We start from the raw sequence: 14232 nt of genomic DNA on the forward strand, positions 1-14232 counted from the left end.
AACAAACCCGTTATACAACAGCCATTCTCTTCCAATAGTTGTGAGACATTGAGATTGCGCTCTGTAATCCGTGGAAATTTATTTTTGACGACTGGTAAACTGACATGAAATTGCCATTCTTTCATACAAAAAAACAGTTGACTCAACATGGTGATAATGATTATCATTGAGAAAAAGATGGAAAGTAGGAACTGAACTTATGAAATCCCATGCCTTGCTCGCCTCACTACTCGCAACAGGCCTTGTCCTATCAGGTTGCGGTGCCGAGAAAACATCAACTGAGAAAGAACCGGCGGAAGCTGCAGCTCCTGCTGATCTCCAACAAGAAACGGATGCGTACAAACAGTTCGCATTGGAACAGATGGATCAGTTCGTCGTAGAAACTGATAAATTTGTCAGTGCTGTAAAAGCAGGCAAAATCGAAGACGCAAAAGCGATCTATCCTCTGGCTCGTATGTACTTTGAACGTTCCGAACCGATTGCAGAAAGTTTCGGCGATCTCGATCCTCGAATTGACGCCCGTCTTGCTGACTTGGAAGAGGAAGGTCAAGGCGAAGAACAATGGTCCGGATACCATAAGATCGAATACGGTCTATGGGTCGACAACACAACAGAAGGCTATGGAGAAGTTGCCGATCAGTTGCTGAAAGACGCAAAAGAATTGCGTGCTCGTGTCGAAACGGTTGAGGTTAGCCCGGACTTGATGATTACAGGGGCTGTTGACTTGCTGAACGAAGTGTCGACATCAAAAATCACGGGTGAAGAAGAAATCTTTTCTCATACGGATCTATATGACTTCAAAGCGAACGTGGAAGGCGCGGAAGAAATTTTCCATATTTTCGAAGCGGTCATCAAACAGAAGGATGCTCAACTTGCAACGGACTTGACGAATAAGTTTTCGGCATTGAATGGACTTCTTGCAAAACACGAAGATGGAAATGACGGTTATATTTCTTATGAAGAATTGACGAAAGAAGACACGAAGCAATTAGCAGATGCGGTCAATCAACTTGGTGAACCATTGAGCATGATGGGCATCGTAATGGAGTGAGAATGTAATGACAGAAGAAAAGTTATTTGAGAAGAAAATCTCCCGACGTCAAATGTTGAAGTTAACGGGTGCGGGAGCTGCGGGTGCAGCAATAGGAGCGTCTGGACTCGGCGGTCTTCTCAACGTGTTCGGGATGACGACAGAGGAAGATAATCCGACAACTAACAACAAAGTGAACTTTTACGGTGCGCATCAATCCGGTATCATCACACCTGTGCAAACCCATGTTTATTTTGCTTCACTCGACGTCCTCGTCAACTCCCAGACTGAACTGAAAGAGTTGTTCCAGCAATGGACACCGATGGCGGTTCGTTTAATGAATGGCGAACCGATCGGTGAGCTTTCTTCTAACGGCTTTATCCCTGCGAAAGATACAGGTGAAGCAGGTGGACTGGATGCGTCCAATCTCACATTGACGTTTGGCGTAGGCCCTTCCCTGTTCGATAAAAAAGAGCTGGGACTCTCATCGAAACGGCCTGCGGAACTCAAAGAGCTTCCCCACTTCCCTAAAGACCAGCTCGATCCCGCCTACACGGGAGGCGATATATGCATTCAGGCATGTGCAGAAGATCCACAAGTAGCGTTTCATGCAGTACGCAACCTGATTCGCGCCGCTTCAGGGAAAGTACGTTTGAAATGGTCACAAGCGGGATTCAACTCGTTCCCCGAAAAAAATAAGAAACGTGAAACCCCACGCAACTTATTTGCATTCAAAGACGGTACATCAGGGCCAGACGTTACCAGCAAACAAGCTATGAACGACGTTGTTTGGGTTCAGCCTGGTGAATCCCAAGGGTGGCTTGCTGGAGGGAGTTATATGGCGGTACGCCGGATCCAGATGCACTTGGAAACATGGGACCGGACAGCGCTGAATGCGCAGGAGGCGACATTCGGCCGTCACCGTGATACCGGAGCGCCAATCGGATTGAAAGGCGAACACGATGAGGTGCCTCTTGACCGGAAAGACGATTCAGGAGCACCCGTGATTCCTGTGGATTCGCACGTACGCTTAGCTAAGGAAGCCAAAACCCAAATTCATCGACGTTCTTTTTCCTACTCTTCAGGAACAATGGATGCAACCGGTGCATACGATGCAGGTTTGCTGTTCATCTCCTATCAAAAAGATCCGGAGCAATTTGTCGCCATCCAAAAAAGTTTTGGCCGCGTCGATAGGCTGAATGAATACATTACACACCGCGGCAGTGCTTTGTTTGCCTGCTTCCCTGGTGTTCAGAAAGGAAGCTATATCGGTGAATCGTTATTCCGTGTTTTGTAAGCAGGTACTGCTCACCGCAGTCCTGCTTTTGTCTCTTTTACCCGTCTCCCTTGCCCACGCAGAGACGCCTTCTTATAGTGACTTGTATATCGCGATCGGAGATGCGATCATGGCATCCAAACAAGACGATAAGCCTGCTGCGGATACGGCATTGGAGGAGTTCAAAGCTGCATGGAAGCAAGAAAATCACGTCGCGAAGGAAAGTAAGCAAGTGGAGAGTGCTCTAAAAGAAGCGGAGCAGGCAGAGGGGTCTGTACAACGTCTCGAGGCGTTGACAGTACTGTCAAAAGCAGTGCATGCACTGGAGAAAGCAGAAAACCCCGTGGATGAACAAGCGGAACGTCTCGCGTTTAAGAAGGCGGTGACACCCGATCTTGAAAAACTGGGAGATGCCATTCGTTCGGACGATGTCGCAGCAATCCGAGCTTCCGAAAAGAAGTTTCTAGCAGTTTGGACACGCAATGAACGCCCAGTCCGCGAACAAAGTATTGCGGCGTATGGGTCGATTGAAACCCAGATGGCGTTCCTTCGCATCGCGCTAGCAGAGGATTCACCAAATCAGGCAGATCTCGAACAGACGTACACTGCCCTGCAGCAAGCGATCACGTCGTTTGCTGCGGGCGAAACAGCTCCAGCTTCACCTTCAGCACCTGTGACAGATGCTTCGCTGGAGACGCTGACTTCGCTTTTGGCGGACAGTCGTGCAGCCCTTGCTGAAGAGGATTCAGACACAGCGGTTGCTAAACTGCGTGAGTTCATCACAAGCTGGCCGAACGTTGAAGGTCAAATCCGTACAAAAGATGCAGCACTCTACACGGAAATCGAAAGTCAATTGCCATTACTTGCTGGTAAGCTCACAAGTGAAAATGCGGATAGTAGTAAAATCTCGGGACAAATCGCTAGTTTGCAACAAAAAATCGAACTCATCCAAGAAAGTACGTCCTATACATTTTGGGATTCTGCACTCATTTTACTGCGTGAAGGCTTAGAAGCTCTGCTCATCGTAATCGGTTTGGTAGCATTTCTGAAGAAAGCAGGACAGCCACAGCTTTCTAAATGGATCTATACAGGTTCCGCAGTAGGGATTGTCGCAAGTATCGTTACAGCTGTCCTGATGACAACCATTCTTAACTCCGTAACTATCGGAAATAGCCGTGAAATCATGGAAGGTGCTATCGGTCTCGCAGCAGCAGCCATGATGATTGGGATTGGTGCATGGCTTCACCGTAAATCTTCTGTCACCGCATGGAATGACTACATCGCGCGTCAAATGGGCACTGCCATCTCCAGCAGAAGTGCTTGGGCGATAGGACTGCTCAGTTTCTTAACAGTATTTCGTGAAGGCGCAGAAACCGTAGTGTTCTATGTAGGAATCGCACCCAACATGGAATTGAGCGAATTCCTACTCGGTATTGCGGTAGCGCTCGTCATATTGGCAGCAGTTGCTATAGTGCTATTGAAAGCAGGAAGCCGTATTCCGATTCATCGGTTATTTACGGTTGCGACGGTTTTCATCTATGTACTCGCCTTCAAGATTATTGGCGTAAGCATCCATAAGCTCCAATTGACGGATGTCTTCCCTTCTTCAATCGTGAATGGTCTGCCTGTCGCACCCGCAATCGGGTTTTATCCGACATGGGAAACGATTGCAGGCCAGCTGATATTAGTGTTGACAATCGTTGCAATGTTTAGTATTAAAAGACGGTTGCCCGCTCGCAATACCGTTTCCTCTTAAGGAGACGGTATTTTAAATTTTGATCAGTCCAGAGCAAAGAAATTGACCAATACTTCAACCAGAGGTAAACTTCGCTAAATAAGGAATCATTACATAGGAATAGGAGCAAATCGATGTTATCGAAAATATGGAGCGGTTATCGCGACAGTTCATTCGTTTTAAAAATGTCCATCGGATTCATTGCAGGAATTGCGAGTGGTCTCGTATTCGGACAAAAAATGGCTTTATTCCAACCACTTGGGACATTACTCATCAACTTACTAAGCCTTGTCGCCATCCCCGTGATCTTCTTAACGGTTGTACTTGCTGTCAATCAGATGAGCATGAAACAACTCGGACGCATGGGCTGGAAGCTCATTCTCTACTATACGGCGACCACTGCAGCGGCAGTGGGAATCGGTGTGGGACTCGCCCTATTGTTCCAGCCGGGGCAGTATTTGACGCTTCCCGATACAACAGTGGAGACACCCGCAGCCCCGAACTTCTCGGATGTTTTGCTGCAAATGGTGCCTGCCAATATGTTTGAAGCCTTTTCAGGCGGTAATGTCATGGGGATTATTTTCTTGGCAGTCATTATTGGACTTGCCATCTCAGCAATGAAGTTCTCAACCGATCAAGAAATGCAAAAACACGGTCAATTGTTGGACAAAGTGATCATTGCATTGAAAGAAATGTTTTCAAAACTCCTTACGGGCGTCTTGTTGTATGCACCCATCGGTGTCTTTGCAATCAGTGCCACTGCATTTGGCAGCCAAGGATGGGAAACGTTCAAGTCACTACTCACCTTCACGGCCGTATTTTACCTCGGGGTTATTATTCTATGGGTCGTCGTATACACAGGGTTCATCCGTTTGTCTGGAAATTCTGTCATGAATTTCTTCAAGTCAACAAAAGAAGCGTATACAACAGCATTTTTCACATCGAGTAGTATCGCCTCCCTGCCGATTGCCATTAAAGCAGCACAAAAAGCAGGAGTATCTGAGCGGACAGCGAACTTTGCACTTCCGCTCGGAGCGGTGTTCAACTCAGATGGCGGTGCTCTTCGAATGGGTGTATCCATCGTATTTGCTGCGAATATCACGAATCTCGATCTTTCCGTATCGCACTTCTTCATAATTGTGATTATCGGGACGCTCTTATCGATCGGAACAGCAGGAGTCCCTGCAGCAGGACTAGTGACGCTGGCAGCTGTATTATCGATGTTTGGTCTTCCCCTTGAAATCGTCGCACTCATCGCGGGTGTCGATGCGATCATCGGTATGGGCGGAACAGCTTCGAACGTTGTAGGTGACATCGTAGGCGCAGTCGTCGTGGACAGTTCGGAGAAGAAACGGGTGACGACTTGAACAATAAGAGTACGTGAAAAAGGACTGCCCCAAAGTCATGAATTGACTCTAGGGGCAGTCCTTTTTTGTAGGTTGCAGAAGACACGTACGAAAACTCGAATCCCTCAGTTCTGCTGATTACATCCTCGAATAAGAAATCAACCAATCCAACCATTGAAAACCATTCCAAGATTAATAACGAAATGGAAAGCGATAGCTGGATATATACTTTTAGTCTTCAACACAACGATTGCATAGAATAGACCGGCGAAAGAGAAAATAAGACTGATCATTACCGGGATTCCGATGGATATATGCAGTAATCCAAATCCTATACTAGTTGTCAAAACTGCATAGAGTGTAGACACATTTCGTTGCAAGCTGGAGAGCATACTCCCCCGCCAAATCAATTCTTCGAGAACGGCGTTTAAGAATGCAAATCCTATAGCGAATGGCAAAACCGATTTCACGTAGCTCATATCTCCCATCCAAATAAAAGGGATGAATAGCGTGCAGGAACCGAGAATTCCAATAAGAAGAAAATGAGAATCTTGCCGGTATGCAGTGGAATTTGAATCCGACGTTGCCAATCCGGCAGCTGTCCAAAAAAAGACAGCGGCTGTCTGGAGAGCAGACCTGAAATTATAATTCCACTAAGAATAGACAGAAGGGAAAATCTGTGTAAAATGATTTTCAAAGCAGAGGAAATATCCCAGTTGTTGATAGAAAGGGTCATAAGTTGAAATACCAATAGACCTAATAAAAAGAAGAGGAAGAGCGAAATAATAGATCGGAATGGATAGCTGAAAACGTAACCAATCAATAAGCAGATGAGAGTAAAGAACCCCATCATAAACAACTGAGAGGAGAAAAAAATGATGCCTGCGAAAAAAAAGAGCGCTATATGTATAAGTGTAAAATTTTTCGCGTTGATTTGGACACCCCCTCTTGGAGTGGTTTGTATTTCTTATATTCCTCCAAACTCACTCTGAAACCAACTTCTAAAGGAAGAAAAGTTAAACCCCACATTTAGTGTGTAAGTCTCTTGGGTTTAACAGGACGGCTGTATCGCCTACTTACAATCATAATGATAGGGGTACCGATAATCGTAGGAATAAACCATAATAAAAGAGTAGGGATTTCGTTAACAAGTGGCATCTTTGAACCATTCACGACCAAAGTAGCCGTGATGATCCCAATATAAGAGCCAATCATTCCAGCGATATGTTGGTTCAGCCAGTTTCTCCACCGTAACTTTCTTGCTAAGTAACCGAAAAGAGCTAAGCCGTATGAAAAAATTGCAATATAGAATAGATAAGAACTTTCCGACCAGTTCAAAACCGCCATGGCGAGCGAGGTTATGAAAATCACCACATACCCACCATGATACACTTCTCCAAATATCGTATGTGTTCCTTTCTGTTTCTTAGATAACAATGCTGCCGTGCCAGTTAGTAAACAAAGGCTGCCTACAATAATATGAATAATTAGCAGGATTGTAATCATTTCCACTCGACACCCTCCTCATGATGACTTTTCTTCTTTTAAAGCTACTTCCCACTATACTCATGAATGCATGCGAGTAAAGAGAGCTTAGTGGTAACTGTTGTTTTTTTCATGGATCCTCTGCATATCCAATTAGATTGTCCGTCACAATAGAAGAGTAATGCGAAGAGAATCTCCATGCAGTTACAAAAAGAGCATACTCTATCGGTTAAAACGATAGCTGATTAACGTATGTTTTTGTTCAAAACCAGCTCTCCTATATACTGTATGCGCTTGGTCATTAATATTTTCTACTGTCAATTGAATAGTTTCAATCCGGGGATGCAAGAACATCTCAGTCAATGCTTCCTTCAACAATAGAGTGCCCAGCCCCTGATTCCGGGAGGTAACGGAAATCCCGATGTATTGCAACGAAGCCTCCGCTGTTTCTGGATCGACTTCAAAATAAGCATAACCTTGAAGCTCATTTGAATTCCCTCTTAGGATTATTAAAACGTTGTACCGGTTAATCCTTCCGACAATTGTAGATGCATCATAGTAGGTGTTAGGAAACAATTCGCTGTGCAATTTTTCGAATTCGTCATAATCACTTTGTGTAAATGGATTACTACGTCTATCCAATACTTTGGTGAAATTCCCTTTCCTTATTTCCAAGACTAGATGTTCGCCTGATTCCTTTGCTTTTATTTCCTGCATGAAGGATTGTTGCAAGGTGTTTTCCTGATTGATAAAGAATTGAAAATCGCGAACTTTGGGATACTCTATTAATAGTGCGTTCCATAATTCGAGTTGCAAAGGTAGAGAAGAGGATTTGTTGAACGGCCCCCAAACCTCTGCACTGGTCTCATCGATATCCACGCCAATAGCTCCAATGATTTCGCCAGTATTTGCTCTGGATAGGTAAAAATTGATATCCCCATTTTCAGTGAGAAAATCTTCTTCGAGAGCCTCACAAATTGAACCTTCACTTTCCCCACAATACCCGATGTGGGATTCAGGCTGTTTATTCATATGAGCTAAAAATAGAGATAATTCTTTAAGATCTTTTGCCTTTTCAACAGTCTTGTTAATGAGAATCACCCAATTCATATTATTTCGTCAGTGTAAGACTCAAATAAAAAAATAGTCTGTCCCCTGTTTCCTAACCCAAGAGATCTCGAGAATTCATTCACTCCATGTAGTCAAAAATTTCAAGTCCACTACATCTATACAACTCAGCGGTTCTCTCAAGTCCCATAACCTAATTTCAGAAGTCTCGCAATTTGTTTGGAAAGGCAAAATTTTCACGGCATTAGAAAAATAAACTGGACTATATTTTAGTTCACCAAAGAGCAAGTGCTTTGCTTTGAGCAAACCTTTAAATTCCAATTCCGCAACAATCTGACCAGTTTTTTCGTAAAGTTCTCTTGCTGCACACTCTTTTAGCGTCTCATCCTCTTCCCTTTGACCAGCAGGTAATTCCCATTGTTTTCTCAACGTGTTATAACAAAGAAGATACTGATCGTCACACTTGATAACGGCGTAAGAACCAGCCAATCTAGGATAGTCATCCATCTCAGTTTCATTTACATACAGAAATCAAGAAATTCAAAATTACTCTTACTAGCGATGTCCAATTAGCAACCTCCTCAGCGCAGTTTGGAAAGATTTCAAAAGTATCGTTGTAACAAAAGCTCGTACCTGAAATTGCATCCCTGACAAAGTAGAATTTAGAGCGACTTGACCCATTTACAAATCGTGTACTATTGTTTTCAGTTCACCTAAATCATCGATTACAAAATCAGCCAAAGCCAGTTCCTCTTCCTGCGCAAAATCAAAATTGCATCCGATTGACGTTAAGCCGTTATCTCTAGCCGCGTAAAAATCAGAGAGGCGATCTCCTACTACAGCGGCGTTTCGAACATCATATTTGTTTAATATTGTTTTAACCAAATCACATTTGTCCAACGATTGTATTTGTTGAATACTAAACGTTTCCGTAACCCAAATATCCAATTCATAATAACTTACAATTGCATTTAAATATTCGGTTAAGCCGTTACTCGCTATGTAGATTGAGCAATTATTCTCTTTTAAATAGCTGAATATCTCTATCACATTTGGATATAAAGCGCCTTTCCCACGTGTAATGTTTTCAATTAATCTTTCTAGAAAATAAGCATCCGTCTGTTCTCTCTCTGGGTGAGAATGATCAGGTAACAAAGTTTCCCACACTTTTGGTAAAGGTACGCCCATAATTTCGCGGAATTTATTGAGAGGGGTTATTGTATGCCATCTATTTTGATGCCGTAGGTGATTAAACGTATCCTCAAGTGATACTTCTAAAATTTTGTCCGTTTGAAATAGAGTCCCATCCATATCAAAAATCAGGGCTTGTAACATTGGTTACTCTCCTTCTTTAACAGCGTTTAATGAATTCGCCAGTACGGTGAATTACCTAATCTGCGTGCCCAAATACAATTTCTTTCCGTATCTCGGTTTTAAAATAATAATCAACATTCTTCTTTATGAAGATACGACTGCATGTTTATCATCATCTCCTTAAAGTCTTCCGGCTTCATTGCATTTTCATGTTCCACTAAATAAAAACCATCGTCTTTATACCTCGGAATTACATGCATATGATAGTGATTAACATCTTTGAATATTCCGTTTTCCTGTAAAATAGTTAGACCATCTGTGAGGAAAAGAGCGTCCAGCATTTTCGACATCTTTTGAGCCAAATTAATAACTTCATTCAAACTAGTTTTATCGACGTCATTGAACTCTTGATAATGCGTTTTAGGGACTATTAACAGATGTCCAAGGTTTATTGGGGATTTATCTAAGAAGCAACACACATGCTCATTTTCATAAATGATATAAGCTTCAACTTTTTTATGGATAATCTCACAGAATATGCAGCGTTCCATCCACATTCTCCTCACGTGAGGGTAATATAACTATTTAAGATCCGGAAGAAAAAAAGTGTTTCAAGATTAGTAATATAGGGATTTGGTTTCACCTTCATGAACAATCTTACTCGTTTTACTAAACTTGCATTTAGTGTGATAAGAATATCGGGATGCCTATCCAGCCTAATATCATTGTAGAAACTAACCCATCATCCTCCATCTATTCTGCTTTGTAAAAGGACATCACAACACTAAAGATAGGACAAACGGAGGCTCAAGCCCACGTGATTGTGAAAGCTATTAGTTAATGGAATCGCTTAAGTCTCTAAAAAGGGATTCTGAAATAGCACTAGAGTTTTTGATATCCTATTACCATAGCTACTTCAATTTCACTCATTAATAGTTCTACTCTCAAACAACTATTAAACTTAATATCCAATATAGTAAATCATTCCGTCACTGGTGTTGCAGAAAGAAATGAATTTAAAAACTTCATAGCCCTTTACAACGACTAGAGGGTCTCATCCAACTTGTAAATCTTTGAGTGGGAAATTAAATATACTTTGCCGAAAATGTCAATTATGTCTCCTTTTATACGTATAGCGCAATCCCTATTAGATGCATAAATTTTCATTTCCTCTGATAAGGGAGCCAGTTCACTTTGAACCAGACTAATGTTATTTTCAAGATCAAAATGAGACAGGACGGAGAAATCGTCAAGGCCAATCCCGACATAAATAGAGCTTATTTCACCTTCATATCCTAAGTTTTTCGAGCATAACCATTTAGCAGACATGTTGATCGCACCAGCGCTTGCTCCCATCACCACGCCGCTACTTTTCTTAATCAAATCCGATAATCCATATGCCAACAAAAAATCATTTTGTTTAATGGTATCCCCACCCAATAAAAAAATGACTGAAGCATTTTGAATTAACTTATGGGCATCTTCCTTCGGTATCCTATGATTAATTAAATGATATTCATCAAACATGATGCCAGCTTGGTCAAGCCATGAGCGTTCAGTAGTACCATCTTCTTCATCAAAGAATGGATTCCCGCTAATCATAGCAAGCGATTTTCGATCAGTTATATCTTCCTGTAACACCATGCCGAGATTCTCAGGAAAAAAAGTGCTAAACCACCCTAAATAATAGTGAGTTCTCATAAGTCCCTCCGTAGCAAAGCATAAGTACCATTAATTACTTTCTTGACTCAATCTGTGTTCTTAGCAGCAACACAGTACACTCAATATTGACCTATTTGCAATGTAGACGCAATCGTTCTAATAGCAATCGCACATTATTAATTCACAAGTCATTAAGTAATGAGATATTAAAAAATTTATCAAGCCGTAGGCAGTCAAACAACGGGTTGTGTTGATCAACGCACTTACAAAAAGCTTTTTCCTACCTATCGAATCTTGTCTCGCCTTCATTTTGACCCCTGGTAATTATTAATTCTTAAACTGATAACATTAAATCTTTAAATGGATGATTATAAGTTATTAGGCTGTAATTCCGTCCTGAAAGTTTTAGTAGAGGTACAATTTCTTTTTACACTATCTTTCGTTTGCAGAAATTAGATTTTAATTTATTCTCATTCACGAAAAAGGAGCAAAAATTTTATAATTAGATCTGTTCATAACTACTACCAAATTTCATCTAATTTATTTGAATAGAAATATATAGCCTTTTTATAGCTTACTATTTCATTATCAGCCGATGTATCTGCTAAACATTTAAGTAACATCTCCATCGCTTTACTATGCTCATTTAAGTTATACAAGGTCATTGAATAGAATGTTTGAAGAGCTTTATTATTTGGAAATGATTCCATTCCCTTTTCAAATACTCTTTTTGATTTTCTGTATTCCCCTAATACTCTATATGTACTGCCTAGTCCCAAAAATGCCCCTTTCAGTTCTTGTGAAGACAAGCCTAAATTAATTGCATTTTCATAAAAAGGTACTGCTTTTAATTCTTCTCCTAATAAATCAAAACTCCAAGCACAATGATAGTTTACTGACGCATTGTCAGGGAATTCCTGTACCAGTTTCAAAAATAATTCATTTGATTTATGATGATTTCCGTTTTTCCTTAGTTCAATAGCTTCATCGAACTTATCTTCCATTACTTTCACATCCAGCCATTATCTATTTATTAAAACGGTACGGTTCAGGCATAACTTTTATTCGACTAAAGCGCACGATTACCTGAGTTTACTTTTTAGCTAATTTCATAATCTCGTTTGCAACAACTACTTCAGTGCCTGACAGTCCAACAGAGCAAAACAGTGTCATTTGATTGTTTAAAGTTCTTCCAGACTTTGTCCCAGTCATGACATCTGAAAGCTGTACAATATTATCCTCATAAGGCGTACCAACTAAAAAATGAGGTGTTGAATAAGCATTTAACTGTTCAAGGGAATCGGTCGTGATCACAGCACTTCGACTTGCTAACTCAATTGGAATCTCACTTCCGTTAATTGATTTAGGTCCAATGGTGTTGATATGTACCCCTTGATTTAACCAATCTGCTTCAAGTACTGGAGAAAGGCTGTTTGTAGCACAGATAACAATATCAGCATTTTCCACACATTTTTTGGGGCAATCTACTGGGATAACATTCATACTTAGTTTTTCACTCATCTCCTTAGCAAATTTCATCCGATTTTGATCATTGCGGCTGTATACCCGAATCTGCTTAATATCACGGATTGCTACAGCTGCTTGTAATTGAGTACGGGCTTGCGCACCTGTTCCTATAATTGCTAGCCGTGTCGCATCTGGGCGAGACATAACGTTAATAGCAACACCACCAATTGCCCCTGTTCGAATAGCACCAAGTGAATTACCTATAATTATCCCCTTGAATACTCCTGTTTCAGAATCAAATACTGCTACTAATTGTTCATGTCCTGGCTCATCGTTTGAGTAGTTATCGTAAACTCTAAATCCTGTTACTTTTGAAATACCCGTTGCAGCTCCGGCAGTGAAAACTAAGTCTCCATTCTCTGTTTCTAAACGGAAACGTGGAGGGGAAATAAGGCATCCGTTTTCCTTCTCGTAAAAAACTTGTTCAATTACGTTAATAATATAATTCATATGTGTGAACTTTAAAACTTCTGAATCTGTTAAGACTTGATAAGACATATTTATCACTCCTTTATCTTCAAATTTAAATATATGAAATTGTATACGACAAAATTGTCCGTTTGCAGCGAACCAAAGACGATTATAATTCATTTAGCTCATAATCCTTTGTTATTCCTGATTGGTCATCTAGCTTAATAACGCTTGTATTTGTAGCGCTTTCGAATTCCTTTTGAAGGTTCTTTTCTGTACCTGTTTCATGAAAGATCTTATTAATGATTTCAAGACCAAATTTATCAAACTAAATATAAATTGTATTTTCAGATTGCGAGTATGTATCGTACGCAGTTTCTATTTTATACTTGTTCTATTACAATTCATTAAAGGGGAATTGCATTTGATACTTCTGGTGGTCTACCTACTCGATTATCTACGCGATATTTTCTGCTATGCCTTCTGAATACCAAAGAGGAAAATATGATAGCGTGTCTCTTGTCCAAATCTTGAAGCAATGAAGCAAAGCTTTTAGTGCGGAGGCCTTTCCATGAATGTCTGCAATTAATTACCCTTTCATATGAGACTATTCCCCTTCATCATTTTTCACGGAGACTCTCTTACTACTCATCAAATCCATATAGAAAAATAATATTTAAGTTACCATTGTACTAATTATGCAAATCAATGAAAAGTTAAATTTATTAGTATATACGTGAGCGTAACAGTGATTAGAAAAATGAAGACTAACTGCAAGAATGGGATAAGCTGTAGTCTACTTTGTATCAAACTCCCTAAAATAAACCTAGTGATGCCAAAGCAAACTAAGGGAAATATTGAGACTGTGATAGATAAAATTGATGCGAACATAATCAATTCGGCAAAATTTGAATCATCATTGAATCGATACTGGTACTGCGAGATTAAAATTGTTATATGATCAGTATCTATATACTCCCCAAAGTCGTATTCTTTAGAAGCAGTTAAGCTTTTTTTTTGTTTGTTGAAAGCACCAATTACCGTCTTCTTCCCCGCGATTACGTAGTCTTTCGTCAATGATTTCTTCACTAGCAGTTAAAGAAAAAAGTGGTATGTCTGTGTATCGAGCGTACTGAATCCCTCTGTTATGTAAAGAAAGTACTCAGGTTTGCGGATGGTCATAGGAACTATCAAGTTCTTTTCATATTTAACAATTAAAGCATGAGCTATTTGAACCGTTAACTCTTTCCATAGTTGTAGATCTTGGAAATCGACAGTCTTGGGTTAATGTTGGAATGTTTTCTGAGGAAGAATATTGCTTAACATAAAACTGATTTCCTCAGGATCATATATCATGCTATTTTCTATCTCTTTTACT

At 40.7% G+C, this 14232-nt stretch carries 13 protein-coding genes; 4 read left to right on the forward strand and 9 right to left on the reverse strand.

Features of this window, described 5'->3' with window-relative positions; genetic code table 11:
* Nucleotides 1-199 precede the first annotated feature (199 nt).
* The 4 genes from efeO (at nt 200) to ABE021_RS03805 (ending at nt 5408) form a co-directional block, all read left to right on the forward strand.
* A complete protein-coding gene (gene efeO, locus ABE021_RS03790; protein ID WP_430286902.1) occupies nt 200-1051 on the forward strand; it encodes an iron uptake system protein EfeO in 852 nt (283 codons plus the stop codon).
* 7 nt (nt 1052-1058) lie between these two features.
* On the forward strand, nt 1059-2327 hold the full coding sequence (gene efeB, locus ABE021_RS03795) for an iron uptake transporter deferrochelatase/peroxidase subunit (protein ID WP_430286903.1): 1269 nt from the start codon (nt 1059-1061) through the stop codon (nt 2325-2327).
* Nucleotides 2302-4062, forward strand: a complete 1761-nt coding sequence (locus ABE021_RS03800; protein ID WP_430286904.1) for an FTR1 family iron permease — start codon at nt 2302-2304, stop codon at nt 4060-4062. Before efeB ends, ABE021_RS03800 begins: the two co-directional genes overlap by 26 nt.
* Nucleotides 4063-4175: 113 nt before the next feature.
* Nucleotides 4176-5408: a dicarboxylate/amino acid:cation symporter gene (locus ABE021_RS03805; RefSeq protein WP_430286905.1), complete on the forward strand. Its 1233-nt coding sequence runs from the start codon at nt 4176-4178 to the stop codon at nt 5406-5408.
* Nucleotides 5409-5545: 137 nt separating this feature from the next.
* Here the strand turns inward: ABE021_RS03805 and ABE021_RS03810 are convergent, their stop codons facing one another.
* From ABE021_RS03810 to ABE021_RS03850, 9 genes are all read right to left on the reverse strand, one after another.
* Nucleotides 5546-5866, reverse strand: a complete 321-nt coding sequence (locus tag ABE021_RS03810) for a CPBP family intramembrane glutamic endopeptidase (RefSeq protein ID WP_430286907.1) — start codon at nt 5864-5866, stop codon at nt 5546-5548.
* A gap of 550 nt (nt 5867-6416) precedes the next feature.
* Complete coding sequence (locus ABE021_RS03815; RefSeq protein ID WP_430286908.1) at nt 6417-6899, reverse strand: DUF2306 domain-containing protein; 483 nt, start codon at nt 6897-6899, stop codon at nt 6417-6419.
* Between the two features lie 195 nt (nt 6900-7094).
* Nucleotides 7095-7973 (reverse strand): GNAT family N-acetyltransferase, encoded by an 879-nt coding sequence (locus ABE021_RS03820; RefSeq protein ID WP_430286910.1) that lies wholly within the window; start codon nt 7971-7973, stop codon nt 7095-7097.
* A gap of 84 nt (nt 7974-8057) precedes the next feature.
* The gene (locus ABE021_RS03825) at nt 8058-8447 is read right to left on the reverse strand and encodes an NUDIX domain-containing protein (RefSeq protein ID WP_430286911.1); all 390 of its coding nucleotides are present in this window, start codon (nt 8445-8447) and stop codon (nt 8058-8060) included.
* A gap of 174 nt (nt 8448-8621) precedes the next feature.
* A complete protein-coding gene (locus ABE021_RS03830) occupies nt 8622-9275 on the reverse strand; it encodes an HAD hydrolase-like protein (RefSeq protein WP_430286913.1) in 654 nt (217 codons plus the stop codon).
* Nucleotides 9276-9385: 110 nt separating this feature from the next.
* On the reverse strand, nt 9386-9805 hold the full coding sequence (locus ABE021_RS03835) for an HIT family protein (protein WP_430286914.1): 420 nt from the start codon (nt 9803-9805) through the stop codon (nt 9386-9388).
* A gap of 493 nt (nt 9806-10298) precedes the next feature.
* Nucleotides 10299-10955 carry a Type 1 glutamine amidotransferase-like domain-containing protein gene (locus ABE021_RS03840; RefSeq protein ID WP_430286915.1) on the reverse strand — a complete coding sequence of 219 codons (657 nt, stop codon included), beginning with the start codon at nt 10953-10955 and terminating at the stop codon, nt 10299-10301.
* A gap of 482 nt (nt 10956-11437) precedes the next feature.
* Nucleotides 11438-11920: a tetratricopeptide repeat protein gene (locus tag ABE021_RS03845; RefSeq protein WP_430286916.1), complete on the reverse strand. Its 483-nt coding sequence runs from the start codon at nt 11918-11920 to the stop codon at nt 11438-11440.
* 88 nt (nt 11921-12008) lie between these two features.
* Entirely contained in the window at nt 12009-13034 is a 1026-nt protein-coding gene (locus ABE021_RS03850) for an ornithine cyclodeaminase family protein (protein WP_430286917.1), read from the reverse strand.
* Between the last annotated feature and the right edge of the window lie 1198 nt (nt 13035-14232).

Source organism: Sporosarcina gallistercoris, from assembly GCF_050459885.1.
Classification (GTDB): Bacteria; Bacillota; Bacilli; order Bacillales_A; family Planococcaceae; genus Sporosarcina; species Sporosarcina gallistercoris_A.

Coding starts and splice junctions, on each gene's coding strand:
- efeO (WP_430286902.1), top strand. CDS start 200: ATGAAATCCCATGCCTTGCTCGCCTCACTACTCGCAACAGGCCTTGTC.
- efeB (WP_430286903.1), top strand. CDS start 1,059: ATGACAGAAGAAAAGTTATTTGAGAAGAAAATCTCCCGACGTCAAATG.
- ABE021_RS03805 (WP_430286905.1), top strand. CDS start 4,176: ATGTTATCGAAAATATGGAGCGGTTATCGCGACAGTTCATTCGTTTTA.
- ABE021_RS03810 (WP_430286907.1), bottom strand. CDS start 5,866: ATGAGCTACGTGAAATCGGTTTTGCCATTCGCTATAGGATTTGCATTC.
- ABE021_RS03825 (WP_430286911.1), bottom strand. CDS start 8,447: ATGGATGACTATCCTAGATTGGCTGGTTCTTACGCCGTTATCAAGTGT.
- ABE021_RS03830 (WP_430286913.1), bottom strand. CDS start 9,275: ATGTTACAAGCCCTGATTTTTGATATGGATGGGACTCTATTTCAAACG.
- ABE021_RS03835 (WP_430286914.1), bottom strand. CDS start 9,805: ATGGAACGCTGCATATTCTGTGAGATTATCCATAAAAAAGTTGAAGCT.
- ABE021_RS03840 (WP_430286915.1), bottom strand. CDS start 10,955: ATGAGAACTCACTATTATTTAGGGTGGTTTAGCACTTTTTTTCCTGAG.
- ABE021_RS03845 (WP_430286916.1), bottom strand. CDS start 11,920: ATGGAAGATAAGTTCGATGAAGCTATTGAACTAAGGAAAAACGGAAAT.
- ABE021_RS03850 (WP_430286917.1), bottom strand. CDS start 13,034: ATGAATTATAATCGTCTTTGGTTCGCTGCAAACGGACAATTTTGTCGT.